Source organism: Schlesneria paludicola DSM 18645 (assembly GCF_000255655.1).
GTDB classification, from domain to species: Bacteria; Planctomycetota; Planctomycetia; order Planctomycetales; family Planctomycetaceae; genus Schlesneria; species Schlesneria paludicola.
Window position 1 is genome coordinate 455,613 of sequence record NZ_JH636435.1, and the last position, 26,831, is coordinate 482,443.

The following is a 26,831-nucleotide window of genomic DNA, read 5'->3' on the forward strand; positions in this document are numbered from 1 at the left end:
GACCTCGATTCATTTCTTGGGACGAAAGGCCTTCACTTTTGATTCGTCCGTCGTCAGGTACGGCCCCTCGATTAGATCAATGCAGTAGGGAACAGCGGCGAACACCGCGTCCAAACATTCTCGAATCGCACGCGGCTGTCCCGGCAGATTGATGATGAGCGATCGACCGCAGATACCTGCCGTCTGCCGAGATAGGATTGCCGTGGGAACTTTCTCAAGCGACACCTTTCGCATCAATTCCCCAAATCCGGGCAGCAGTTTCTGACACACCGCCTCTGTGGCCTCCGGTGTCACATCACGCGGTGCAGGGCCGGTCCCTCCCGTCGTGACCACCAGACAGCACCCCTCGGGGCCGGATAGATCGCGCAATGTCTGTTCGATCAGTGACTGGTCGTCTGAAATCACACGACAAATCGATTCAAAGGGGCAGGTCAAAACCTCGCCAAGATAGTCCTGAATGGCCGGACCACCTCGATCCTCATACTCTCCGCGACTGGCGCGATCCGAGACGGTGACGATTCCAATTCGCGTAGCCATAACTTCAGAGTTTCACTTCCGGGGCATTAATGAGTTCTTCGTGGGCGCGAAGTTCGAGGACTTTCCGCTTCACGGCCTTCCGCAATTCCGTCCACTGATTTGACGCGGAGTAGTATTCTTCCGCGACGTCGACCAAAGCCGATTGTGAGTTTGAGCCTTCTGCCATGGTTCGCTGCAATTCGATGAGCGCAGGTTCCAGCCTGAGTTTTAAAAATTCAAGGCAACCTTTGGACAGACGTTCAATTTCGTCGGCGATATGTTTTACGGTGTGGCGATCTTCATAGCGTTCGGCATCGGTCAATTCGCGGCAGTCGACCGTCTTGTTGCTGACCTGATAGGATTCCGCTTTGACGAGTCGGCCAAATGGATTAACGGCTTCTTTCGCCGAGTTGGAGGCGGCCTCGGCTTTCTCAAGCCCGATCCTCGCTTTCTCGAAATCGGGTCGGATCTCAAGAGCCTTTTTGAAATTCATGATGGCCATCGGCAGATTGGCCGTATCAATATAAACGTTGCCCAGGTTCTGGAACGCCTCGGCCATCTTGGGATTCAAGCGTGCCGCTTCCCGGTATGCCGAGATTGCCATCTGCCAACGTTTCAATTTCCGTTGCGCAATTCCCAAATTGTAATAGGCCTCGGCACTGCGCTTGTCACGTTGAATGGCCTTCCGCAGAGCATCGACCGCTTTTTCAAACTCACCCGTGCGGTTGAAAACGGCGCCCAGATTCGTGTAGTGCCGGGCTTCCATCGGCTTCAGCAAAGTCAGTTTGATGTAGTGCGCCACAGCGTTAGGAAAATCGCCGCTCAGAAAGGCTATGGACGCCAGTCCTTCGTGAGCATCGGGAGAATCGATGTCCGCGGCGACCGCCTTATCAAACAGCTCTTTCGCCTGCTTCATCTGCTGAAGCTGCAGACAGTCATTCGCCAGCTTACAGAGCGCATCGACTTCGGCTTTGCTCATCTTGACGCACCTCGTTTGCCCAGGCCCGGGGGAAAGGATCCGTCCAAATGCCAATAAAGTCGATTCAGACGGCTTTCCTGGCAGAGTCTTTAGTATAGAGGCAATTGCGGGCTTACGTCAAAACGGGATTCTCGATTCCCTGAAGTAAGAACCACCTCATTCGTCCTCGAGGTCGCCGTCCAACAGTTCTTCGTCGTCCAACTGCAAGCTCTCCGTAATCGACTTCATCTGGGCGCGAGTCACTTGCAATTCATGATCGGTCCCCTGAGAGAGGACTAACACCGTTTGAAGGCTCGTCTGAAATGCGCGAGCGATCGCCGAGTTCACAAGATCGTAGCACACAAAGTCGAGGTCACGTCCCAGGGTAGGCAACCCACCAAGGTTATCAATCGTCGAAATGACGTCGACTTCTTCGTAGTCCTGCTCAAAGGCGGACACAACCGTGTCGAGTACCGCATCAGGATCGGGCCGCGACTTGAGAAGCATCAGCGTCCAGAACGACGTCCCATCGCTCTGTAACGAGATCGTCGTCTCGTGTTCGTCGGATTCCTCGCTGATCGTCCAATCGGCAGGAAAGTTGAAGCGAACCCCATGCTTGGAATAGTGACGTAGCGATTCCTGCGGATTTCGTGGCTGGCAATTTCCATCGTGATCATGGTCATGATCGTGATGGGCGTGTGAATGACTTGGCGGATGCATGATCGGTCTTTCAAAGGCGGCCGAACAACCAAGCTGAGATGCGATCTTCCAAGTCGCTGCTCGATCCGAATCGGTGACAGTGAGAATCATAAACACCGTCCGTAGGAAGCTGAACCCCAGAGCGAGAGAGATTGGGCAAACCTTCGAGATTCATCCGGGACACGTTCAGAATCGCAACGTTGTTTTCTCTTGACGCCGGTCTGTCGTGGCACTTCAAATGGAACTTCAATTCGTGACTGATCAGGATCGCTTCGACGCGATGCTGTTCAGATCGCCCCTCGTGCGGCAATTCAAACGGTCGTTACGCTAAAGCACTGTCGCCGACATGGATGCATCGTCCGTTGATTGAGCGTCAGGCGATGCTTGCACCGGCCTGATTCGTGTTTCATTTTCTCAACAGCGCGATGGCACACGTTTCGCAAACTCGACGGTCATTCCGCGATGTTGCATTCGAGAATCACGGATGTTGCTCGGCGACAACATCGACTCGGTAAGCTAGTGAAACTTGTCCAGTTTCGAAGGGTTTGCGGGCCAATGGTGGTCTGCGGACTTTGCGGCCTGTAGTTGGTGAAGTCTGCGGTTTGTCTCGGTTTCTCGGATTTCAAAGATTTGTCTCAAGCGTGCGCTTGTCCCGCGCTTTATCATTTCGAACAGATGCTTGGCGCTGGTTTTGATCGGCGGCGCCTTGACGGGTTCCAGTCATCGCTCGTCGATGTCACCTGATATCGACGACGTAAGGCCGAGAACCAATCCCGTGACAGAAGTGAAGCAGCGTGAACACGGCAACCCAGATGTGCTGGACCGTGGTCACCTGAATGATAGAACGCCGCCTTGGTGGGCGGGGGTCAGATTATTAGGGGGGGAATTGTTATGAAGAAGGCGATGGTCAGTGCCTTGGCGGCTCTGATATTCGCTGCCGCCACGTCACCGGACAGTGCGTCCGCTGGCTGTTATTGCGGAGCAGCGAGCTATCGAGGATGTCCCACGGCAGCATGCCAACCGACGGGCTGTTACACAACATGTCGAGTCGAACGGCAGACGTGCCAGCGCACCGTTTACGACACCGTGCAAGAGCCGCAGCAGTACACGGTCAGCCGTATGGTCTATGAAACGGCCTACGAAGATGTCCAGGAAACGTTCCAGCGAATGGTGAATGAGACCGCGTACCGCGAAGAGCAGTACCAAGTCGCACGACAAGTGGTTGAAACCGCCGAGCGTGAAGAACGCTACACCGTCATGCGTCCGGTTACCGAGACACTCTACCGCGACCAGACCTACACCACGCAACGACAAGTGTGGGATCAGTCGACTCGCGAAGTGCGTCGCTGCGTTCAGCGGCCGGTTACTCAGACCTGTGAGCGTGAAGTGCGACAGTGCGTCATGCGACAGCAGACAGAAGTCATCCAGCAAGAACGCTGCTATACCGTCATGCAACCGGTGACGACCTGTCGCACCGTTCGGCAGGACTGTGGGCAGTGGACGGCGCAGAAGGTGTATCACCCAGGACTGTGCTGTCCGCGACTGGTTTGCGGTCCATGCGGTCCCCAATTTGCCATGGTTCCAACTCGCGGATTTTGCACGACTAAGTACGTCTACTGCCCGAACATTGTCGAACGACAAGTCGCCTGCACGACGTATCAACCTCAAGTTGTGCGTCAGTTGTGCCCCGTCACGGTATGCCGCATGGTTCCTGAAACGATCGTGACCAAAGTTCCGTATACAGTGTGCCGCATGGTGACGGAAGAAGTCGTTGAACAGATCCCGGTCCGTACCTGTCGAACCGTGTGCGAAACGCACGTTCAAAAGGTTCCGTACCAGGTTTGTAAGATGGTGGCGGAAGAATGCAGCCGACGCGTTCCGTTCCAGACCTGTAAAACCGTCATGGAAACGCGGACGTGCCGCGTCCCGTACACGGTCTGCCGTCAAGAACCCGTGACTGTCACCAAGCGCGTGGCCCGCTGTGTGCCGCGTGAAGTGCAAGAAACGTGTACGCGGATGGTGGCAAAGTGTGTACCTCGCGTGGAATCATACGAAGTCTGTCGGTTGGTTCCCCAAACTGTCTGCCCCGCCATGTGCAGCACATGTGGCACAGACGGTGGATGTGCTTCGGGCAACTGCGGTGTCCCGCAGCAGCCTGCAGACCTGAACAATCTGCAGCCCATTCCCGCTCCGCAGCCTCAATCAACCTCCAACAGCCCAGTTCCGATGGCGCCAGCCTCACGGAATCGTTTGAGCACCTGAGCTTGAGCGTCGATCAAGCCTGAATCTCGACAAGGGGCCGCATCGCCGAAGCGTGATGCGGCCCCTTGTTCGTTTTCCTGCCATGATATGTCTGTCGGCCGCCTGCTACCGAGGCTTCGGGATGGAGATCTTCCGAATCGTTTTCCGGCCCGGCTGACATAGATAGACTGCACGATCAGGAAAAGCCCTCGCGATCGCATCAAATTCCGTCGTTCCGTTGGAAAGCCGAGCCCGCAAGAGAGCGGCTTTCAGCCCCGGAGCATTCACAACATAGTCAACATGCTGGTCATCGGGATCGGCTTCTATCAAGACGAGGGCAGGGCGATCCGTCACATTGGCGTTCAGCCACTGATCGAATGCGGCATACTGACGTCTGGGATACTGAATCGTTCCGATGCCCGCCGCAATCCGAGGCCCTCCCGCCTTAGGACCAAAGACGGTTTGAGTCGGCACGTAGAGTCCGATCAGCGACACCGCCAACAGAAAAAACCAGCACACTGGCATCAACGCGCGACCGCGCAGACGCCAATCTTGAACCAGCAGGTCCGTTCCCAGACCAAGAACCAAAGCCCACGAAAGAACGGACTCGAAGACATAGTGCCAGCCCATGATGCCCGCATACCAGTAGGGCACATGCACGGCATGCAGTGAGACGATCGCAAATCCAATCGCCAACCAGCGACGATCGATCCAGAGTGTCATCCCCAGCGCGACAGCGGACGCCAACAAAAGGGGCAACAGGTCGAACGACCACATCAAACTGGCAAGGCCGCGATGCAGTACATTGGTCGCCGCCAGTTCCGGCGTGAGGTTCACCGCCCAGCGGTCGTAGGCTTCGATGACTTTAGGACCGATTTTCTCGGCCCCTCGGATGGCGTTGTTGAATCCATAGACATGTCGCGGCGTGTAGAGATCGGTGTAGAGTTGATAGGGAGATGTCGTCCAGGTCCCTGTGACATCACGATGATATGCCAGCATGACGGCCCAGCCCACGATCAGGGGAAGCCCCATCGCGAAGACGGATCGAATTCTTAGGTTTCGGCTAAAGAGAGGCTCGGCGCGACCGGGCACCAGAATCTCGACCAGGAATGCGACACCGAAGGGTAAGCCGAACCCCGCCGCCGTCATTGGCCGACAAATCATCGCCAGACTCAAGCCGCATCCCGCAATGAGTGCATCCCGCGCGGCATGCGTACGTTGCCATTTGACAAATGCCCAGAGAAAGATGCTGAGACCTAGCAAAGTCGGTTGATGCGCAAGCAGCAGGTTTCCAAAAAGTGCGATTCCGGGCGACAAGGCGCTCGCCATCCCGCCGACGATTGCCACACGGGCTCCACCCAGTTCATTTCCAACCCAAAATACGAACATCGAAGCGAGTGCACTGGCCAGCCACTGTCCCCAATAGGGATGCCCTAATGCGACAAATGGCGCCAGCCACAATCCCGTTCCCGGGTAATAGCGACTTGCCATTCGTCCTTCATTCAAGACATGCATCTGATCGAAGAGTTCGGGGTGAGTCGGATGACTGGGTGTCGACAGGACTCCAGCAAGAAGCGTCCTTGCCTGAAAGAGATAGCTATATTCGTCGTGGTACGCTGGTGGCAGATCGACCATGTTGCGACCAACAAACCAACATGTCATCCATGAAGTCACCCCAACGACAACAGCAAAAATCCAGAGCCGGCGATTGGACAGACGGGCAATGGAATCCGTCGCCCCCCCGAATGAATCTCGTGAAGTGATCATCCAAAGAATGGGGGCGATCACGAGAACGAGAAATTGAAGCGTCGCCAGGTCTTTATCCCACTGGGCAATCAGGTCGAGCATCCCCGCGATGCATGCAAGGATTCCCAAGCACCACCCCAGAACCTGAATCCAAAGAGGGACGATGAAGGAGCGGTAGCCCGCCGTGGGATGACTCATCGCGCGATCGTGGCCCTGAGAGAAAATTGAACCCGAGAAGAAACGACGAGATCGAGTCTGGCCTTTGCGTTTGATTCTCGCAAGTCGGTTGTTCTCTGAGATAACAGAAGCGCGTCCACATGGACGCATTTCTGTTCGTTGCCCTCTGTACGACGTCAATGACGGTTGGCGTTGGATTCATCCGCACAAGAACAGCAGCCCACGGCAGAGTTATCCCCTCGCCAGACGTTTGAGGATTTCAACTCCGCGTTGCAGCGTCTCGTCCGTCGTGGCAAAACTCAGCCGGAAATGCGTATCTTTCTGGCTAAAAACATTACCGGGGATGATTAGAAGCTCGTTTTCAATCGCTTTCGCGACGAATTCGGTGCCTGTTCCCCACGGCGTCTTAATGAACAGATAAAACGCCCCTTCCGCCCCTCGAATGTCGTAGGCCCCTTGAAGCTCGTCGATCATGTACCGCCGCTTCTTGGCATAGTCGGCGACTCGATCCGAGACATCACACTCCATCGCGGCAAGGCCCGCCCATTGAACGGGTTGTGGGGCGCAAACGAACGTGAACTGCTGAAGCTTGATCATCTGTTGGATCAAGTGCGTTGGGCCATGCGCAAAACCCAGTCGAAGTCCAGTCATCGAATGCGATTTGCTGAACCCGTCGATCACGAGCGTCTGATCATTCCATTTCGCGGGTGACACAAAAGGACGATCGTACGAGAAGACACGATAGATCTCGTCACTGATCAAGCACACATTCTTTTCCGCCGCGAGTTCTGCCAGCCCTTTCAGCTCAGCCTCCGTCGCGACATATCCCGTAGGATTGCAGGGGCTGTTGCACAAGATCACTTTGGTTCGCGGCGTTATCGCTTCTCGCACGCGATCGAGATCGATCCGAAAGTCAGGATATGTATCAATCAGGCGGCAAACTCCGCCTGCCAACGTCACCAAATGCTTGTACATCACAAAATAGGGGTCGAAAACGATGACTTCGTCGCCCTCATTCACCAGGGTCGACAAGGCGAGCATCAGCCCGCCGCTGGTTCCGCTGGTCACGAATGCCTGACGATCGGCATGACCAAACTCAGCCTTCACTCGCGATTGAAGCGCTTCGCACAGCGGAGCGATCCCCTGCGTAACCGAGTAGACATTCTTGCCAGACTCAACGGCACCGATCAGTGCTTGTTTGACAGGAGTCGGGGTATCGAAGTGCGGTTGCCCGATACTCAGGTTCACCGGATTCTTCATTTTTGCCGCCAGGTCGAACACCTTGCGGATCCCAGAGGCATCGATCTGATGCATCCGGTTGGCAATCCAAGATTGGCTCATCGTTTTCAAATCAAAGGAGGATGGATCACATCGACTGTTCACACGCTGCTTGCGGCTAACCGAAGCTATGTTTAGAGGATAACGGATACGCGAGACGGAAGAACACTGAAAAAGCCAGCGTCACATCCAATGTGAATCTAAAATTCGGAGTGAAAATCCGTACGGAAGACAGGCTCTGAGGCGATTCAAATCCGATCCATGCTCTGAATTTGGGATGTCATTCAACGGTAGAATGAAAGCTTCCCAAGCTTTAGGCCAGGGTTCGATTCCCTTCACCAGCACAAGAGAAAATGCCTCCCAGCACCAGAGGTATCACATTCGACACAACTCAACCCGTTCCCAAACCGCGATCGTAGGCTTCCAGGTCTCGCAAGTAGATCGCCAGAGACGATTGCAATGTCTCGCGGTCGATGACCCAACGAGGTGATTCGTCGGTGTAACGATGGCAGTGCTCGACGAGCAGTCGGTGCAGGAATTTGAAAAGATGCCGCGGAACGCGCAAACGTGCCAGGGTCCCGACAAGTTCACCTTCGCTGATCGCATCGTCGAACCATTTCTTGATGGAAATCGATGGATCAGGATTAATGGCACACGCGCGAGCTCGATCGTTTGCCAGATCGAAGAGCGACTCGCCGGTCCATTCCAGCGTCCGGATCAGATTCTGCTTATCGAGCCGTGACCGTTCGTAGAACTCTTTATCTTCCCGCGTCAAATAGAAGCTAATCTCGATCGGCAACAACAGTTTGAAGCCAATTCCCGCGTGCTTCAGGAATTTGTTATCAAACATTGACCAAATCAGCGCCTTCATACGCTCGGGCGAGCCATTGATCAGGTGCGGTTCGTCGACGCGATCGACCAGGACCGTAATCGATTCGAAACCCAGCGATTCCAGAATATTCTGAAGTTTGGTGAGTAATTCGTACCGATCATCGCTGCGATCACGAGCCGGAATGGGCTGTCCCACGAGATCTTTCGGATCAAAGTTCGACAAGATCGATCGCAGTTGATTGACCTGTCGATCAAGGACGCGAATTTGTCGCGATGACTTCCAGGCGAGCATGAAAAGTTGTGACTGATGCCACAACCAGGGTGCCCAGCCTGCCAGAATCACAACCCACGGCCACCAGCCACCAAACTGGCTTAATGTCCCTTGTTGAGCCAAAATCCCGAAGATGGCCAGCGTCACCGCCATGCCAATCGAAAAATCGCAATAGCTTCGCCAGTTGGGAATGCCAAGTTTTCGACGCAGGCTGGACCAGCGATGCAGTTGTGCGATATCGGTGCTGCGGTCATAGAACGCCGCGAGCAGCAGAAGGTCGCGCTTCTGAACACGCGTCAGATTCGAAATCCGATCCGTGGAGACCTGAAACGGCCCGGAGGCACCAGCCGATTTATCCTTCAAAAGGTCGTCAACGATATGCGTTGTCGCCAACGAGAGGATGCAGTCGATATGGTCCCACAGACGCCATTTCGAGAGTGTCTTTTCCGGCCGAGCCCCGGCCCAGCCGACCTTTTCATTGAACGAGTCAAGAAATGGGTTGAAATCGTCGTAATCGACGATGAAAACGCGGTCATCCGGATGTTCAGTATTGTACTTCGCGGTGTGGTCGACGATTTGCAGGCGAAGTGCCGTCTTTCCGCTGCCCTTTTCACCGAAGACAACCGCCGTTGAGGGATGCGATGGATCGCCGTAAATCTTGTCCCATGCGGGATGGAAGGTGCCATCAGCACACAGTTTTTGGAACAGAGGATCGGTCTGGGCGTCTTCTTGACTAAACGGGTTCTGATTGAGCCCGTGGTGTTCGAGAAATTGCTGAACTTTCATCAATTGTTCCGTGACAAGCCCGATCGGTCCAACTGTCGCGCGGGACGGGTCGGGAAAAAAAGGAAACTGATTCGATTCTGTCGTTCGTAAGGGCTTGGCCTTTCGCCACCAACGAAAGACCTCACCACTTTGCGTAAGACTCTACGTGCGACCGAACCCGTCGTCCACCCAGTCCGCTTAGATTCCCTCGCAGGGAAATCAATCATGAAGATCTTGAGATGTCCGACGGCCCCTGGATCAGCGCTCAACGCCACGTAAGTCCTCGCGGTAACTTTGCTTCACGCATCCGACGTTCTAGAATAACCGTCGTGCTGTTTCCGATTAGTGCGGCCATGCCCGCACGTGATCTGATTTGATTGAAAAATTACGACCCAAGAGGAGATTCACATGGCTTTCACACTTCCGCCGTTGCCGTATGCTCCAAACGCGCTGGAACCACATATCGATGCCCGCACGATGGAAATCCATCACGGCAAGCATCATCAGGCGTACATCAACAACGCCAATGCCAAGCTGGAAGGCCATCCTGCACTGGCCTCCAAGACTGCCGAAGAGATCATCAGTAACCTCTCGGCGGTCCCTGAAGACATCCGCACCGTCATCCGCAACAACGCGGGGGGGCATGCCAATCACTCGCTGTTCTGGACGATCCTTGCGCCGCACACCGGGGCCGAGCCAACTGGCGAACTGGCTGAAGCCATCACCAGCACGTTCGGTTCGTTCACCGCGTTCAAAGAAAAACTGAGTGCCGCCGCAACGACCCGTTTTGGTAGCGGTTGGGCGTGGCTGTCCTACGACAAGGGCAAGCTTGTCGTAGAAAGCACGCCGAATCAAGACAGCCCGCTGATGGAAGGCCGAACCCCATTGCTGGGTCTGGACGTCTGGGAGCACGCGTACTACTTGAACTATCAGAATCGCCGCCCTGACTACATCGCCGCGTTCTTTAACGTTGTCAACTGGCCGGAAGTCGCACGTCGCTATGCCGCCGCAAAGAAGGCATGAGCCGTCACTGACAAGCGAATTATTACAAAAGGGTCGGCCTTCATCACGAAGACCGACCCTTTTTCCTATCCATCGAAGCCACTCAAGCAAATTGAAATGCCAAAGACTAAACGGCGTTCGCCTGCTTGGGAATCAGAATCGAGACTGCACAGAAGAGCGTTGCCGCAGCGCACAGCATTGCGAACCAATCGCCATATCGAACATAGGGGCTTTGTCTCGAATCCAGCGGAACAGTGTGAATGAGAGCCGCGTTGAGCTGCTTGTGCCAAGCCCCCGTCTTGGGGTCGCGCATCGAGGTTCGCGGTGCGTTGTTGCCATTCTTACGTGCATCACCGTCAAAGAAGTGATCTGGCTCACGAATGGCACCATCCCCATCAATAAAAGCTGAAACGCCCGTATTGACGGCACGAACGAGCGGCGTACGGCATTCGACGGCTCGAAATGCGGCTGTAATTAAGTGCTGATCGAGTTCACTTGAACCATGAAACCAACCATCATTCGAGAGATTCACGAGCACGTCGACGGACTTCGCACCGTCGGTCCCCGTTCCAGACGCAACGATGTTACGCACGAGATGGGGCACAGTGTCTTCAAAACAGATGACCGGGGCAAACTTCCAGCCCTGATATTCAAAGATCGCGGGCTGCAAACCGGGCGTCAGCCCCCCAGCATCGCTGTAAGGAGTCAGGGCTTTCAAGATCGGAAACACGTCACGCAGTGGGATGTACTCGCCGAATGGCACAAGGTGCATCTTGTCGTAACGCCCCGCAATGCCAGTATCCGGCCGGACAAAGACAGCCGAATTGTGTTGTGTTACGACATTCGGTTCGGCGACAGCGGCATTGATTCCCAAAATGAGCGCCGCACCGGCCCGCTCGCTTTCTTCGCGCAGGATCCCGGCAACCATGGGATTATGCCACGCCGCAGGGCTGACAGAGGGGACCAACTTCCGGAGCTCATCGTCACTCATGTCTTTCGCGGCCGACATCAGTGGCCAAGGAAACATTCCCTCAGGCCAGACAATCAGATGTGGATGCTGCTCTTTGACCGCGTGTGCATTCAAACTCAAATGCGTCAGAAAGCGATCACCGGGATCGACAGGCTCTTCTCGCAGCGACGCCAGGAAATTTCCTTGAATCAATGCCACGCGCGGACCTGGCTTGAAATCCGCCTGGGATCGTCGCACATAGCCATAACCCAGAACGCTCACAAACATCATCAACGAAACAGAGACTTGAACCAGTTGCGACAACGTTAGACCGGCAGGTGTCACAGGCCCTGTCGACGGAAGGACCAGGCGGCAGCGAATCAACCACGAATGCGGTACCAGCAGAGCGAGTGCCGTCGCACACGCCACAACGATAAAACTCACCCCATAGGCACCAACCAGATCGCTGACCTGAATCAGTTCCAGCCAGCGATACTGCGAATGCCCCAGGAAATACCATGCGAAACCGGTCATCAGATGGGCACGGAGATACTCAAGACCAATCCAAACCGCAGGTGCGGCCGCAAGTAGCGGAACCGACCATTTCTGTACGGCAATTCGAGAAATGCTGACGAATGCGACTTGGTAAAGTCCCAGGTAGGCAGCGAGAGCCATCCAGGCAATATACATCGTAGGATCACCCAGCCGCATCCACTGCAGCATGGCCAACTGACTCGTCGCACTTCCCGCATAAATGGCGGCATACATCCAGCTCGTGCGTTCTTTGATCCGAACGAGCAGCAAGAGCGGGACCGGGGCGAGCCACGCCAAGGGGCTCGCATTGACGGGCGTGAAACAGAGCCACAAAAAAAGCCCGGACAAGAATGACATCGCGAATGCACCGAGTACTCCGACGCGCGCCGTCTTCTGCTTGTGCATCGATCTTGCCGAAGCAATGATCTCGCGAACAGATCGATCCGAGTTTTGTCGCTTTTCTTTCATGACACTTGCAGACATTCCCGCCTCCCTCCCTGGATTGCTGAATTGGCGAACGTTAGTGAAGAATGGCCATTTTGGGAAGTCGATCTTGACGAAGGCCTGTAAATACGCGGCATTGAGGATTCATGAGCACGAAACGACGCAGTGTCAGTTGGACGCGTGTCTGTCAGAATTATAAAAGGCGGAGCACCCCGAATCGGTGCCCCGCCTCGCTAAATGCCACCAGTTTTTCCCACGACAGTCGATCACGTAATGTGTGCGCCGCGAGCTTCGACATAGACTGCGTAAATCGATGTGCTGGCGGTCATAAACAGGCGATTTCGTTTGGTTCCGCCAAAACAGACGTTACTGCAGATTTCGGGCAGTCGAATTTGACCGATTCGCACGCCTTCTTGTGGTTCGAAAATGTGTACCCCGTCGTATCCGTCACCAACCCAGCCCGCGCTCGCCCAGATGTTGCCGTCCGTATCACAACGGATTCCATCGGCGAGGCCTGAAAGCTCTTCCTCTTGCGAGACATTTGCAAAGTTTCTCGCCTGGCCGGGAACTTTGTTCACAACCGGAACTCCGGCCGCGGCCCCTTTTACCTTCAATTTCATTGAAGCAAACTCCTTGCCGTTTGCCACGCCCTTCTCATCAACAACGTCCCAGACCTTGATCTGTTTCGGCGCGTCACTGTAGTGCGACGCACCGGTATCTGCGACGTAGACCTTCTTATAGTCTGGCGAGAAACAGATCCCATTCGGCTTGAAGACGTCGTCGGTCACCTTCTCAATTTTGCCCGTCTTTCCATCGATTCGATAGACGGCCTCTTTCTGGTACGGCTGCTTTGAATCGTTGGCGGCCTTCTCGCCTTCATAATTCATCAAACTTCCATAGCCCGGATCAGTAAACCAGACATCCCCATTCGGATGAACGACCCCATCATTGGGGGCATTCAGCGACTTGCCATCGTACTTGTCGGCCAGCACGGTGACGCTGCCATCGTGCTCATATCGCACGACTCGGCGATTCCCGTGTTCAAACGAGACCTGACGCCCCTGGTAGTCGAATGTATTTCCGTTGCTGTTGCCCGCGGGATGTCGGAAGGTTGTCACATGGCCATCTTCCTCGAGCCAGCGTTTCTGAACGTTGTTCGGGATATCACTCCACAGCAGGTATCGACCGACTCCGTTCCAGGCAGGCCCTTCAGCCCACAGCATTTCTGGACTGTGATAAATTCGCTGAATGGGCGTGTTGCCGATGGCGTACTTCTTGAACCGCGGATCGAGCGTGACAATGTCGGGATCGGGATAGCGAACCGGTTGAGCCGACGGCCCGAAATCACGCGCGATCACAGAGGTTGCGGCCCCTATCGCCCCAAGCGATGCCGCGAGAAATGAGCGACGAGCAATTGCTGTGGAATTCAGATCAGACACAGCGGAACCGGAATCCTGGTCAGTCATGGGAGCTCCTCATAGCGCATAATGGGAAACGAGGGCCTCGACATTTCGATCGAATGTCGTGCCGATGCGCCACGGTAACAAACCCACAATCCGGCCGAAACGTCTCCGCCAATCGAAATCGTGACAGTCGATAACGTCTGCCTTCGCAGATGCCACGCCATTCCGTGGTGACAACTGTTTGCCGTCACCACCCAGATCACCTGCCGGATCGAGCAATCAACACCAACGCCGAAACGTCAGGCGCTCACTTTCACCGGCGCCTCGGGCACAGTTGCCACCTTCGGCCTCTCTTCTGCGGCCTGCCCGAATCGCCATTCTTTGGGAACGATCAGTCGGGCACCTCGACGGAATGTGATGTACGACCAGCCCCAATTCAGCACGACGCGCAAGCGATTGGGGAAACCCGTCAGATAGTAGATGTGAACAAGCAACCAAGCCATCCAGGCGATGAAGCCGGTCATTTTGAATTTACCGACTTCGACCACCGCGCGGCTCCGGCCGATCGTTGCCATCTGCCCTTTGTCCGCAAATCGAAACGGCGTCCGCTTCCCGCCCTGGACATCGATTCGAATCAAGTTTGCGAGATAGCAACCTTGCTGCATTGCCACCGGCGCGGTTCCTGGTAGCGGCCGACCAGTCTGATGCGTGTAACAAGACTGATCCCCCGCCACAAAGATGTTCGGGTGCCCCTTGACGCTCAAATCATTCTCGACAATGACGCGGCCCGATCGATCAACTTCAAAGCCGGAATCCTTCCCCAACGACGAGGCTTTGACACCGGCCGCCCACAGAACGGTGGCCGAGATGATACGTTCATTGCCGATATCGACGCCATTCGCATCGATCTTGGTTACAGCACTGCCAGTCCAGATTTGGACTCCAAGCTGTTCCAGATCGCGAGCGGCTCGCGCGGACAATTGCTCACTGAACATCCCCAGAATTCTTGGCCCCGCCTCGAGGAGAATGACGCGAGCCAGCGTGGCGTCAATGTTTCGGAAGTCTTTGGCCAGCGTAAATCGACTCATCTCGCCAATGGCACCAGCCAGCTCGACGCCCGTCGGCCCGCCACCCACGACAACAAACGTCAGCAACCGCTTCCGCTCTTCGAGCGACGTGGTTCGCTCTGCAGATTCGTAGGCAGAAAGCACGCGTCGACGAATTTCGGTCGCCTGCTCGAGCGTCTTAAGCCCTGGTGCAAATTCCTCCCATTCGTCGTGCCCGAAATAGCTATGCCGCGCACCACAGGCGAGCACCAGATAGTCGAACGGCAATTCGCCAAAATCCGTGACAACAAGATTTCGATCGGTGTCGACAGAACGGACTTCGCCCTGCAGGACGCGAATGTTGTTAAAGCGGGCGAGTAAACTCCGGATCGGTGCTGCGATATCGGCGGGGCTCAGCCCCGCCATTGCGACCTGATACAGCAGCGGTTGGAACAAATGATGGTTCGTTCGATCGACGACCAACACCTCGACACCGGGAACGTCCCCAAGCCCCTTGGCAAGGTTCAACCCGGCAAAACCACCTCCAACGATCAATACTCGCGGCATCTCGCACTTATCCTCAAGGAACTGTCGGCGGTACCGGTGGTGGCGGATTCACACCGGGACGCTGAAAATAGGCTGACCAATCGGGAATCTGCGACGCGGCGGTCCAACCCGACAACTGCGGAGACCAAAGCAGCGTTTGACCGCTGATCCGCCCCGCCGAAATCGCCTGTTGAATCTGCTCAGGAGCATAAGGCCCCTGTGGCTGCCCATTCACCGCGACGTGCCAGGCAGGCGGTGGAGGTGGCGATGCTGGACCGCCCGCCGGCGTTCCAAAACCGATCCCTGGCGAGGTCATCATCCGACCAGCCATGGCCACTCCCATCCCCAACCCCAGACCTTCACCACCCCCTCCGTGCTGGGCGGATTCTCGCATCGCTTCCCCGAGAGAGTACTGCTGGAACTTGTTCATATCTCCGAGCACACCCATACTCGTCCGCGTGTCGAGCGCCTTCTCGACGGCCTCGGGAAACGAAATATTCACGATGATGAGTTGTGGTATGGCCAACCCATATTCATCGTCAATTCGCTCCTCTACGTACTTACGAAGTTCTTCGGAAAACTCACGGTATTTCGAGGCCAAATCGAGCGCGGCCACCTGCTTTTCTGCCAGCATGTCAGACAGCGCCGAGGTAATGATAGAACGCATTAGTTCCGTGACTTCGTCGGCCTCAACAACACCATCCGTTCCGACAAGCTCGGTCAGCAGTGCCTTGGGTTCAACCGCTTTGAGCGCATACGTTCCGAAAGCTCGCAGACGGATCGGACCGAATTCTGGATCTCGCAACATCACCGGGTTCGGCGTCCCCCACTTCAAATCGGTGATCTGGCGTGTACTGATGAAGTACACCTCCGACTTAAACGGGCTGTTGAATCCAAACTTCCAACCGGCAATCGTACTGAGAATTGGCAGATTCTGAGTGTTCAGTGTATGCGTACCAGGCTCGAACACATCGGCGACTTTTCCCTGCAGAACGAACACTGCGAGCTGGCCGGGGCGCACAATCAATTGAGCCCCTTGCTTGATCTCGTTTTGATATCGCGGAAATCGCCATACGAGCGTATTTCGCGAATCGTCGAGCCATTCAATGATGTCGATCAGTTCATTGCGCAGTTTGTCGAACAGTCCCATAGTGTGCTTTCCGCTCGTGAAGGAAGTCGGTCAACGGCAGCGAATGAGATTCTACACGGCGCATCATTTGCCTCAAAGAGAGGATCAGAGAGATCAATCATGATTGATCATTCTTGTGTTCTGAAATTCAATGAGGCCTTGCACGCAATCGAGGTTCGCGATCAAGGTTGTACGGCGCGTGTCTAAAACATCGAAGTGTATTGATATTCCGGCTTGAAGGCCACAGCACGAATCCTTCGATCTGACCTTGCGGTTTGTGCCGACAGAATGCTTCGGATTTGTGCGCCGGTTGATGCGTTTTCGGTCAGTTCTGATGTGGCTGCCACAAGAAATTGCCGGCTGGGCCGTAGATTCTGCAATTTCAGAAGTGAAAAGAGTGATAGGATACGAGTAAGCTGCCTCGCGTGGATGTGCGAGCAGGATCTGGAGGCGGGATTTCGATGTTGGGACAATTGATACCAGTGGGTGGCGGAGACCCGATTCCACTCCTCAAGCCAACCTTGATTGTAGGACGTCGCCCCAGTTGCGACATTCGCCTGGATTACGCGAATGTGTCCTCGAATCATTGTCGGCTTGAGTACATCAATGGCTACTGGCGTGCTTCGGACGTCAGCCGCAACGGCACAAAAGTCAACGGCGAGCGAATCGACGAAAAGTTCCTGCAACCCGGCGACACCGTTTCATTCGCCCGACACGCATTCGAGATTCAATACACCCCCGACCCCGAAGCCGTCCCCCCCTCAGAGGAAGTTGATCCCTTCGCAATGAGCCTGCTGGAGAAGGCGGGCTTGAGCCAGGAAGATCGACGTGATCGCCAACCGAGTCGCGGCCGACCATCACCGCCGGCTCGGCCGAGTCCACCACCATCCCGCGGACACCAGCCGACGAAGCCGAACCCCAAGTCGCCTGACAGTCCCAAGAATGACGACGATCAGGCACTCGAATGGCTGAAGGACTGACGTTTCGCGGCGTGATGTTTCATCTGTAAGAATTCCGGCTACAATTCGACCGAATTATTGTTCACTCAATTCGGTGAAACGGAATTGCATGCCCGATCCAATCCCCACGTTCTCGCACGCCCAAATCCGGGAGTGGTTCGCGAAGCTGCCAAAACAGGATTTCGTCGACCAGAAGATCCTGTTGATCGTTCCCGATGCGACAAGGACGGCGCCATTGCCGCTCCTTTTCGATGCGCTCTTTCACGAGATTCGTCCACACTGCATGTCGCTGGACGTCATGGTGGCGTTGGGCACGCACCCCCCCATGTCCGATGCCCAGATTGCGAAATTGCTTGGCATCGACGAGACCGAGCGAGGCCGGCTCTTTTACCAGATGCGGACGTTCAACCATGAGTGGGACCGACCTGATCGGCTGGTCACCCTGGGAACGCTGACAAAAGCTGAAACGGCGGAACTCTCCAATGGCCTGTTGTCGCTGGAAGTGCCTGTCCAGATCAATTCACGCATCCAGGACTACGACCTCTTGCTCGTCCTTGGGCCGGTGTTTCCGCATGAAGTCGTCGGATTCTCGGGTGGGAACAAATACTTCTTCCCAGGGATCGGTGGCCCGGAAATCTTGAACTTCTTCCACTGGTTGGGGGCTCTTATCACGAACTACGAGATCATCGGGGTGAAAGACACGCCGGTGCGTCGTGTGGTCGATGCGGCTGCGGCCCTGATTCCGAAGACTCGCCGTGCCATCACGTTCGTCGTCTCCTCCGACTGCAGCCTGCACGGCCTGTTCTACGGAACGCCGGAATCGGCCTGGAACGAAGCGTCCGACCTCTCGGGGCAAGTGCATATCAAGCGCTGTCCGCGGCCGTTCAAACAAGTTCTGTCCTGCGCGCCGCCGATGTACGACGAGCTTTGGGTGGCCGGAAAGTGCATGTACAAAATGGAACCTGTGGTCGCGGATGGGGGCGAACTGATCATCTATGCCCCGCACATGAACGAAATCTCGATCACACATGGAAAGCTGATCGAGCAAGTGGGATATCACGTTCGCGACTACTTCACGAAGCAGTGGGATCGATTTAAAGACATTCCCTGGGGCGTGCTCGCCCATTCGACGCATGTCCGCGGAGGAGGAACATTCGAAAACGGAATTGAGAATCCTCGCGTCCGCGTCACACTCGCCAGCGGGATCTCGCCCGAAACTTGCGCGCGAATCAATCTGGGTTACCGCGACCCGGCAACGATCGACGTCGAATCATTTGCCAATCGCGAAGAGGAGGGGGTCTTGCTTGTACGCAAGTCAGGTGAATACTTATTCCGCCTCGAGCCGTAGAACTCTTTTTCTCTCAGCCTTGAAGTCGAGTCGACGAAAAAGGTGACTGACACGCAGCGATCAGCAAAAATCGAGCTGAATCCTGGGGATCGACTTGGAGTCGACACGAGATTCCGCCAGAATGCGGCCTGCCGCACTTCGTTACATTAAGACAGCGTTTATTCCACTTGTTCATGACGGCCTGACGGGACGTTCAATGTCCTATCTCAGACGATCGTCAAAGATTGCGTTCTATCCATGCAGCGAATTCTGCTCAAATCCAAGATCCACCGTGCGACGGTGACCGACGCCCAACTGCACTACGAAGGCAGCGTCACAATTGACTACGACCTGATGGTCGCCGCGAACATTGTTGAGTTCGAGCAGGTCCACATTTACGACGTCAACAACGGTAACCGATTAATTACCTACGCCATTCGCGGTCCGGCCGGTAGCGGCACCATCTGTATCAATGGTGCAGGGGCCCATTTGGTTTCAATTGGTGATCTCGTCATCATCTGTGCTTACGCCCAATTCAACGAGCCTGAACTCGCAGAGCACCGACCGCTCGTCATCCATGTTGACGAAAAAAATCGACAGAATTCCTGAATGGATGACGATTGCGCAAGCTCTATGGCGCTCCAATCAAGAGACAACCAACTTGGTTGACATTCGCTTGATTGCGATCTAGTTTCGTGCAACAAATAACGTCGTTTTCGCCCGCATACATTCTCGAAAGGCATTCCAGATGGGCCGTCCCGTTACGTTGTTCACAGGCCAGTGGGCAGACTTGAAACTCGAAGACCTTTGCAAGAAGGCCAAGGATTTCGGTTACGACGGCCTTGAACTCGCTTGCTGGGGCGATCACTTCGAGGTCGACAAGGCCCTGTCTGACGATACTTACTGTGCCCGCAAGCGGGAACTCCTCGAAAAATATGACCTGCAGGTCTTCGCGATCTCGAATCACCTGGTCGGCCAGGCGGTACTCGACAATATCGACGCACGCCACAAAAGTATTCTGCCGCCATACGTGTGGGGCGACGGCAAGCCTGAAGGCGTAACGCAACGCGCCATCGAAGAAATGAAGAACACCGCTCGCGCCGCTCAAAAACTGGGCGTCAGCATCGTCAATGGCTTTACCGGTTCGAGCGTCTGGCACTTGATCTACGATTTCCCTCCGACACCAAAGTCGATGTATGACGATGGATTCAAGCTGCTCGCCGATCGCTGGAACCCCATCCTCGACGTGTTCCAGGAATGTGGAATCAAGTTCGCGCTCGAAGTACATCCGACCGAGATCGCATTCGATCTCTATTCCGCCGAACGGGCTGTTGCCGCACTGGGTGGACGGGAAGAATTTGGCTTCAATTTCGATCCTAGCCACTTGATCTGGCAAGGCGTCGATCCGGCCGAATTCATTCGATACTTCCCCAATCGCATCTACCACGTGCACATGAAAGACGCCAAAGTAACGCTGAACGGTCGCTCGGGCATCCTGTCCAGCCACCTTTCATTTGGCGATCCACGACGAGGTTGGGATTTCCGCAGCATGGGACGTGGTGGCGTGAACTTCGAAGAAGTGATCCGCGCCCTGAACGCCGCAAAATACGCAGGCCCACTGTCGGTTGAGTGGGAAGACAGCGGAATGGACCGTGAACACGGTGCCCGCGAATCGTGCCAGTTCGTTAAAAACATCGATTTCGCCCCATCGGGCCGTGCATTTGATTCCGCGTTCTCCGAGTAGCAAGCCGTCGACTGCGAATCGTTTCCGCTGAGGAGTACTTCAGTGAATAACGCATCGAGGACATCTGCGAATCTGTTCGCGCCGTCCTCGATGCGATTTTTGTTCTTTGCGACGCTTCTCATGTTTGGTGTTTCGGACCTCCGCAGTTGGGGGGATGACCCAACTGCCAGGACGCTGGACATCGAGTTTCAGCAGACGGTACGCCCATTCTTGAAATCGTATTGCCTTGATTGCCATGGCGCAGAGAAGCAAGAAGCCAAACTGGATCTCAGTCGTGAGCAGGCTCTGACCTCCGTCACACAGAATCTGCCAATTTGGGAGACTGTCGCGGAACGGCTTCTCGCGGGTGATATGCCGCCTGAATCCTCTGATCACCAGCCCACGGCCGAAGCGCGAAGGGCCGTTGTGACATGGTGCAACGCCGTCGGCGAATATGAGGCCGCCCGCAACGCAGGCGATCCTGGCGTCGTCCTGGCGCATCGATTGAGCAATGCCGAATACGACAACTCCATTCGCGATCTGACTGGCTTCGATCTCAGACCGACACGCGAATTCCCCGTCGATCCTGCGAATGAAGCCGGCTTCGATAACACGGGCGAATCACTCTCGGTTTCGCCGGCACTCATTAAGAAGTATCTGGATGCCGCGCGCTTTGTCGCCAATCATGCCGTGCTGACGCCGCGAGGAATTGTCTTCGCCCCTTATCCCGTCGTCACGGAAACCGATCTTGACCAGTTCTGCGTGCATCAAATCCTCGAGTTCTATCAGCAGCACGAGATTGATTACGCCGATTACTTCGCCGCCGCCTGGCGGTTCCATCATCGGTCTCAACTCGGAAGATCAGACGCGACGCTGAAAGAGTTGGCTCGAGAGACCAAGGCAACCCATTCAAAGTCGAATCCACAGACGCACGAGAATCAAGCGATTCCTGCCCGTGGCGCGCGGCGAGCAACACCACAGGCGTCAAACTTGAGTGAGCGGTATCTTGAGACAATCTGGTCGGCTTTAACACATGAAGAGTCGGTAGGGCCACTCGCTGAGTTGCAGACCAAATGGCACCAGCTCATCTCGAACGAGGATTTAATAAAAAACGCGCCTCGCTCAGATGATCCGTCGCCGACCTCGACAAGCACTCAAACCGCGGCCTGGAACCGTGCATTGCGACAGGAATGCGAAACGCTACGAGACTTTGTCGTGGCAAAGCGAACGTCGTTCGAACCACCTGTTCCGAAACTGCACCTCAAAGGAATGTCAGATGGCAGCCAACCCCTGGTCATCTGGTGGAATCGAAAACAAGCTGCTACCAGGATGTCCTTCCTCCGTCAAAGCGACGACAAAGAACTCGATGCGGCGATCGATCGATTCTGTCGCATCTTTCCCAGTGCGTTTGCAATCTCAAGTCGAGGACATTACGCCGATCCCAAACTGGGAGTCGGAGTCCGTTTTTTAACGGCTGGCTTTCATTTGATGCAGGGGTACTTCCGCGATGATGGACCACTTTACGAGTTGGTGCTGAGCGACATCGAACAGAGCGAACTTGATTCGCTGTGGCAGACACTGAACTTCGTGACTCAATCGCCGATCCGACAATACAAAGACTTTTTGTTCTTCGAACGTGCCGAGCCACCTGGATTTGCGGAAGGGCCTGACTTCGATTTCGCGAGGCCCGAAAACAAAGATGTCACGACAGAAGTGTCCCTCAATCGTGTACGGGATCTCTACCTCGCCAAAGCCAGGCGGCTGGAAGCAAGCCCCGCTGCGATCGAGGCCATCGAATCGTATTTTTCCGGAATGTCCGCCGAGGTACGAGAGCTGGATCGGACCGCAACCCTGGTCGAGTCGACGCATCTTGAAGCCCTCAAGCAACTCGCCGCACGCTGTTTCAGAAGACCTCTAACGCATCCGGATCAACAGGACCTGGACGAGTTCTATCGAGCACTTCGCGAGAACGAAGGCCTGAGTCACGATGAGGCGATCCGGGATGTCTTGACCGGCATTCTGATGTCGCCCCACTTTTGTTATCGCTTCAGCACGGCGGCAGTCGGTACGGATCGCCAACCACTTGACGACTACGAATTGGCAAGTCGCCTGAGTGACTTCCTCTGGGCAAGCTTGCCTGACGCAGAGCTTCTCGCCTGTGCCGAACGCGGGACCCTACACGATTCCAAGGTGCTACTTTCACAGGCGAAGCGAATGCTGCGAGATGCTCGAGTCTGCGGACTGGCCAGTGAGTTCGCCGCTAACTGGCTCGACATCCGCCGCTTCGAAGAGCACAACAGTGTTGATCGCGAACGGTTTCCTTCGTTCACAAATGAACTGCGATCCGCGATGTACGAGGAACCACTTCGTCTGTTCATAGACGTCATCCGAGAGAACCGCCCCGTCACGGAACTGATTACCGCCGATTACACGTTCGTGAATCCAGTGCTCGCGAATCATTACGGCCTGAATCTCGAAACCAGTCCCCTCCAAATCGCCGCGACGGGCGACCTCGATCCGTCGAGCAGCAATGACTGGCATCGCGTCGACAGACTGAATCGTCATGGACGTGGGGGCCTGTTGACGATGTCTATATTCTTGACGAAGAATTCCCCCGGGCTACGAACGAGCCCCGTGAAACGTGGATACTGGGTTGTTCGTCGTCTACTCGGTGAAAGAATTCCAGCACCGCCGCCTGACGTCCCGGAGTTACCCAAGGACGAAGCGGGTGTTGGTGAACTATCCCTCCCGCAACTCTTGGCGCGACACCGGGACCATCGGACCTGTGCGTCGTGTCATCAGCGTTTTGATTCGATTGGCCTTGTGTTCGAAGCGTTCGGCCCCATCGGGGAATACCGCACGCGCGATTTGGGCGGTCGCCCGGTTGTGACGACTGCCGTCTTTCCCGATGGCACTCAAGCCACAGGTGTGGAAAACCTCAAGAAATACCTGTCGGAAACGCGCCGTGATGAGTTCGTGACGAACTTCTGCCGCAAGCTTTTTTCGTACGCGATTGGCCGCAGCCTGCTGCCATCGGATCGAGCAACCATTGAGGAAATGCGACGGAAGCTCAGGTCGCACGACGATCGTACGCAAACCCTCGTCGAATCGATCCTGACCAGCCCCCAGTTCCTGAACAAGCGTGGACAAAACTGACACATGATCATCTCTTCAGATTTCTCAGTCCCGCTGCGCCTCTCCTACCGCAAAGTACGTCAGCAGTCACGGCGTTCCACTCAACGGGAACCAGTGATCGTTTGAGAGACAAGATGACGCAAACAAACTACTCATTGGGATAAAAAAGTTTGTAAGTCTTGTAGCCGCCGCCGATGTTGGCGACCGAGAACCCGTTTTGAATCAAGATTCGCGTGGCAAGGTACCCTCGTTGACCAACCTGGCAGTACACGGCAAGGTGGCGATCGCGAGGAATTTCGTGCAACCTTTTGCGAAGTTCATCGACCGGCAAATTCATTGCGCCCGGAATTGCTCCTGCGGAAAACTCTTGCGGCGTGCGAACATCGATAAGATATGGACGCGGCTCAGCGGCGACGTGCATGACCGATTCCAAATCGATCTGAGGATGATCACCTCGCAGTATGCCACTCGCCACAAAGCCAGCCATGTTGATCGGATCTTTGGCGGAGCCATACTGCGGCGCGTACGCAAGCTCCATTTCTTCCATGTCAAAGACGGTCATTCCTGCCTGGATCGCGACTGCGATGACGTCGATCCGCTTATCGACGCCATCCGAGCCTACAGCCTGTGCTCCCAAAATCCGTCCATTCTCGGGATCGAACAGGACCTTGAGGGCCATCGGTTTGGCACCTGGATAGTAACCTGCGTGCTGTGCGGGATGGACATAGATCTTTCGGAACGGTCGCCCCGCCTTTTTCAAAGCCTTTTCCGAGGCCCCCGTCATCGCTGCCGTCTGATCAAAGACACCAAGAATGGCGGTCCCTTGCGTCCCTCGATAGCGCGAATCGCGCCCGCAAGCATTGTCAGCCGCAATTCGCCCCTGTCGATTTGCGGGACCAGCAAGTGGCACTTGAAAGGGGTTCCCCGAGATCGCGTCGCGGATTTCAACGGCGTCTCCCGCAGCGAAGATATCGGAATCGCTAGTCCGTTGATGTGCATCGACTCGAATCCCACCGCGGACTCCCGTCTCAAGGCCACTTTCGAGCGCGAGCTTATTCTCAGGACTGACGCCGATTCCAAGCACGACAAGTTGAGTGTGAATCCGCGTCCCTGATTTCAATTCAACGATCAGGTCGTTTCCAGCCCGAGTGAACCCGGTCACCGATTCCCCCAACTGCAAATCCACGCCCTGTGCGAGAAGCGTCTGAACGATGGGTGTCGTCATCTCCGGGTCGAAAGGTGGCAACAGTTGCTTGTTGTGTTCAATCAGCGTTGTTGCCACACCGCGTTTGACAAAGTTCTCGGCGAGTTCCAGACCAATAAATCCCCCTCCGACCAGAACGACGCGTTGAATCCCCTCGTCGACGCGGCGTTTGATTCGATCAACATCTTCGAGATTTCGCAGCGTCAGGATGCCGGGTAGTTCAACACCTGGAAGCTTGGGTCTCACCGGAGCGGCACCTGGAGAGAGAATCAGTTTGTCATAGCTCTCGTTGTATTCTCGCCCCGTCGCGAGGTCTCGCACTCGAACGGTCTTAGCGACGCGATCGATCGATTCAACGGACGACCCAGTACGTACATCCAGATTGAATCGGATCCGCAGACGTTCGGCCGTGGTGACGAGCAGCTTCTCACGTTCGGCAATGACGCCACCGACATAGTAGGGAAGGCCACAGTTCGCGAAAGAGACATCCGGCCCTCGTTCAAACACGATGATCTCGGCGTCTTCACGTAGGCGACGGGCGCGAGCGGCTGCCGATGCCCCTCCTGCAACACCGCCAACAATCAGAAGTTTCATAACTCGGTCCTTGTGCTCAATGACATTGATTGGCTGATTTGATCGGATGCGAAGTCGCGGTCGTTGAGGTTTGAAATCAATGACTTAGCGGCGATGAGGGACAGAGGATTTGACCTCGAACGAAATCCCCCCATCTCGCTTCGAATCAGCGACAATGGGTTGGCACAGACGCCAACCCAGGCGACACACGCTCAAGACGCAATACCAGGAGTTTCAGGAGACGCCAAACCGCGATGAGCCCGACTCGACCTATTGTGCGGCGCAGGCAGTTCCCTCAGATTTGCACTGATTCCAAGGCATGCGGGCCAGCAACATCCCCATCCCACAGGTATCGGTGATTCCGGCGAATACCAAGCCAGCTCCGACAAACCCTGACACCCCAATGAAGTAGGGATGAACGGTCCAGCCCAGAATGACCCCAATCAAGACCAGTGATCCGGCGGCGATTCGAACCTGACGTTCGAGAGAAATCGCCTTCTTTCCTCGTACCACGGGAACCCCCGCCTCGGCACAGGCCGATGTCCCGCCTTCGACATTGATGACATTCACATAGCCCGCTTTAACAAACTTCTCACAGGCCTGACGACCACGGCCACCTGATTTGCAGATAATGTAGAGTGGCTCTTGATCGGCACCATTCCGTGCCGTCATCAATGCCTGTGGATCAAGTTGATCGAGCGGCACATTGCGAGCGATGTCGACATGAATTTCTCGAAACTCGACCGGGGTACGGACATCGATCAATTCGACCGTCCCACCACGCTGCCGAAGCTCCTTGAACTGGGCTGGCGAAATCGTATTGACGCTCATGGCATTCTCCTTAAGTATGAGTCGAAATCCAAATTTCTGAGTACGCGGCGTGTGAACTCGCCGACCGATTAGACTTTCGCGGTATCAAATCGAGCCTCAATACATGCCATCAATTGGGCAAGATGAGATTCGACGATCTTGTAGTAGGCTTTGCGACCTTCTTTCGCACTCGCAAGAAAGCCGCAGCGCTGCATCAGCCGCAAATGTTCGGATGCCATATGGCTAGGGATCTCACACGCGTCAGCGAGTTCACCCACTGTGAATCGCCCTCGCAGTAACATTTGCACCATACGCAAGCGATGTGGATGCGCCAGGATCTTGAGACACTCGGCGGCTTGCTCAAGGGCTTCTAACGGCGTGAGTCGCCATGCTTCGGCGGTTTTCGCTTCGACACTCATCTCCGACACCTCCACACTCCAATATATCGGGATGTCACGACATGTCAATGAATTATTCCGTGGTCGGCGACAATCGCGTGACGATCTCGCGATTGCCGAAAAAATTGATGGACATTCCGGGATGGCAAGCTCGATGACGTCACTTC

20 protein-coding genes and 1 tRNA gene are annotated in these 26,831 nt (G+C 55.3%); 8 read left to right on the plus strand and 13 right to left on the minus strand.

Going from position 1 to position 26,831, the window contains the following annotated elements; translation table 11 throughout:
• Positions 1-9: 9 nt before the first annotated feature.
• The 3 genes from mog to OSO_RS0119330 all read right to left on the minus strand — a co-directional run bounded on the left by mog (position 10) and on the right by OSO_RS0119330 (position 2,284).
• On the minus strand, positions 10-537 hold the full coding sequence (gene mog / locus OSO_RS0119320; protein ID WP_010584831.1) for a molybdopterin adenylyltransferase: 528 nt from the start codon (positions 535-537) through the stop codon (positions 10-12).
• Between the two features lie 4 nt (positions 538-541).
• The gene (locus OSO_RS0119325; protein ID WP_010584832.1) at positions 542-1,495 is read right to left on the minus strand and encodes a tetratricopeptide repeat protein; all 954 of its coding nucleotides are present in this window, start codon (positions 1,493-1,495) and stop codon (positions 542-544) included.
• Positions 1,496-1,651: 156 nt separating this feature from the next.
• Complete coding sequence (locus OSO_RS0119330; protein WP_010584833.1) at positions 1,652-2,284, minus strand: hypothetical protein; 633 nt, start codon at positions 2,282-2,284, stop codon at positions 1,652-1,654.
• A gap of 780 nt (positions 2,285-3,064) precedes the next feature.
• Between OSO_RS0119330 and OSO_RS44255 the strand changes: the two genes are divergently transcribed.
• The gene (locus OSO_RS44255; RefSeq protein ID WP_010584834.1) at positions 3,065-4,435 is read left to right on the plus strand and encodes a YTV domain-containing protein; all 1,371 of its coding nucleotides are present in this window, start codon (positions 3,065-3,067) and stop codon (positions 4,433-4,435) included.
• Positions 4,436-4,540: 105 nt separating this feature from the next.
• Here the strand turns inward: OSO_RS44255 and OSO_RS0119350 are convergent, their stop codons facing one another.
• A complete protein-coding gene (locus OSO_RS0119350) occupies positions 4,541-6,358 on the minus strand; it encodes an ArnT family glycosyltransferase (RefSeq protein WP_157605346.1) in 1,818 nt (605 codons plus the stop codon).
• Positions 6,359-6,568: 210 nt separating this feature from the next.
• Positions 6,569-7,678 (minus strand): pyridoxal phosphate-dependent aminotransferase, encoded by a 1,110-nt coding sequence (locus tag OSO_RS0119355; protein ID WP_010584836.1) that lies wholly within the window; start codon positions 7,676-7,678, stop codon positions 6,569-6,571.
• Between the two features lie 213 nt (positions 7,679-7,891).
• Here OSO_RS0119355 and OSO_RS0119360 point away from each other — a divergent pair.
• Positions 7,892-7,956 (plus strand) — tRNA-Gly (locus OSO_RS0119360).
• Between the two features lie 50 nt (positions 7,957-8,006).
• Here the strand turns inward: OSO_RS0119360 and OSO_RS0119365 are convergent.
• Entirely contained in the window at positions 8,007-9,503 is a 1,497-nt protein-coding gene (locus OSO_RS0119365) for a hypothetical protein (RefSeq protein WP_010584837.1), read from the minus strand.
• A gap of 387 nt (positions 9,504-9,890) precedes the next feature.
• Between OSO_RS0119365 and OSO_RS0119370 the strand changes: the two genes are divergently transcribed.
• On the plus strand, positions 9,891-10,505 hold the full coding sequence (locus OSO_RS0119370; protein WP_010584838.1) for a superoxide dismutase: 615 nt from the start codon (positions 9,891-9,893) through the stop codon (positions 10,503-10,505).
• Positions 10,506-10,611: 106 nt separating this feature from the next.
• On the opposite strand, the gene lnt is transcribed toward OSO_RS0119370, so the two are convergent.
• The 4 genes from lnt to OSO_RS0119395 form a co-directional block, all read right to left on the minus strand.
• On the minus strand, positions 10,612-12,450 hold the full coding sequence (gene lnt / locus OSO_RS0119375) for an apolipoprotein N-acyltransferase (RefSeq protein WP_010584839.1): 1,839 nt from the start codon (positions 12,448-12,450) through the stop codon (positions 10,612-10,614).
• Between the two features lie 227 nt (positions 12,451-12,677).
• A complete protein-coding gene (locus tag OSO_RS0119380; RefSeq protein ID WP_010584840.1) occupies positions 12,678-13,877 on the minus strand; it encodes an SMP-30/gluconolactonase/LRE family protein in 1,200 nt (399 codons plus the stop codon).
• Between the two features lie 236 nt (positions 13,878-14,113).
• Positions 14,114-15,427 (minus strand): NAD(P)/FAD-dependent oxidoreductase, encoded by a 1,314-nt coding sequence (locus tag OSO_RS0119390; protein WP_010584842.1) that lies wholly within the window; start codon positions 15,425-15,427, stop codon positions 14,114-14,116.
• 13 nt (positions 15,428-15,440) lie between these two features.
• Positions 15,441-16,556 (minus strand): SPFH domain-containing protein, encoded by a 1,116-nt coding sequence (locus tag OSO_RS0119395; protein ID WP_010584843.1) that lies wholly within the window; start codon positions 16,554-16,556, stop codon positions 15,441-15,443.
• A 440-nt stretch (positions 16,557-16,996) separates the two neighbouring features.
• Between OSO_RS0119395 and OSO_RS0119410 the strand changes: the two genes are divergently transcribed.
• The 5 genes from OSO_RS0119410 (at position 16,997) to OSO_RS0119430 (ending at position 23,700) form a co-directional block, all read left to right on the plus strand.
• The gene (locus OSO_RS0119410) at positions 16,997-17,515 is read left to right on the plus strand and encodes an FHA domain-containing protein (protein WP_010584844.1); all 519 of its coding nucleotides are present in this window, start codon (positions 16,997-16,999) and stop codon (positions 17,513-17,515) included.
• Between the two features lie 88 nt (positions 17,516-17,603).
• Positions 17,604-18,842 carry a lactate racemase domain-containing protein gene (locus OSO_RS0119415; RefSeq protein WP_010584845.1) on the plus strand — a complete coding sequence of 413 codons (1,239 nt, stop codon included), beginning with the start codon at positions 17,604-17,606 and terminating at the stop codon, positions 18,840-18,842.
• A 237-nt stretch (positions 18,843-19,079) separates the two neighbouring features.
• Positions 19,080-19,430: an aspartate 1-decarboxylase gene (gene panD / locus OSO_RS0119420; protein ID WP_010584846.1), complete on the plus strand. Its 351-nt coding sequence runs from the start codon at positions 19,080-19,082 to the stop codon at positions 19,428-19,430.
• Between the two features lie 139 nt (positions 19,431-19,569).
• Positions 19,570-20,565 carry a sugar phosphate isomerase/epimerase family protein gene (locus tag OSO_RS0119425; protein WP_010584847.1) on the plus strand — a complete coding sequence of 332 codons (996 nt, stop codon included), beginning with the start codon at positions 19,570-19,572 and terminating at the stop codon, positions 20,563-20,565.
• Positions 20,566-20,607: 42 nt separating this feature from the next.
• Complete coding sequence (locus OSO_RS0119430; protein WP_010584848.1) at positions 20,608-23,700, plus strand: DUF1592 domain-containing protein; 3,093 nt, start codon at positions 20,608-20,610, stop codon at positions 23,698-23,700.
• A gap of 127 nt (positions 23,701-23,827) precedes the next feature.
• Here the strand turns inward: OSO_RS0119430 and OSO_RS0119435 are convergent, their stop codons facing one another.
• The 3 genes from OSO_RS0119435 to OSO_RS0119445 all read right to left on the minus strand — a co-directional run bounded on the left by OSO_RS0119435 (position 23,828) and on the right by OSO_RS0119445 (position 26,685).
• Positions 23,828-25,477 carry an FAD-dependent oxidoreductase gene (locus tag OSO_RS0119435; RefSeq protein ID WP_010584849.1) on the minus strand — a complete coding sequence of 550 codons (1,650 nt, stop codon included), beginning with the start codon at positions 25,475-25,477 and terminating at the stop codon, positions 23,828-23,830.
• 249 nt (positions 25,478-25,726) lie between these two features.
• Positions 25,727-26,287 (minus strand): rhodanese-like domain-containing protein, encoded by a 561-nt coding sequence (locus OSO_RS0119440; RefSeq protein WP_010584850.1) that lies wholly within the window; start codon positions 26,285-26,287, stop codon positions 25,727-25,729.
• Between the two features lie 68 nt (positions 26,288-26,355).
• On the minus strand, positions 26,356-26,685 hold the full coding sequence (locus OSO_RS0119445) for an ArsR/SmtB family transcription factor (protein ID WP_010584851.1): 330 nt from the start codon (positions 26,683-26,685) through the stop codon (positions 26,356-26,358).
• Positions 26,686-26,831: the final 146 nt, after the last annotated feature.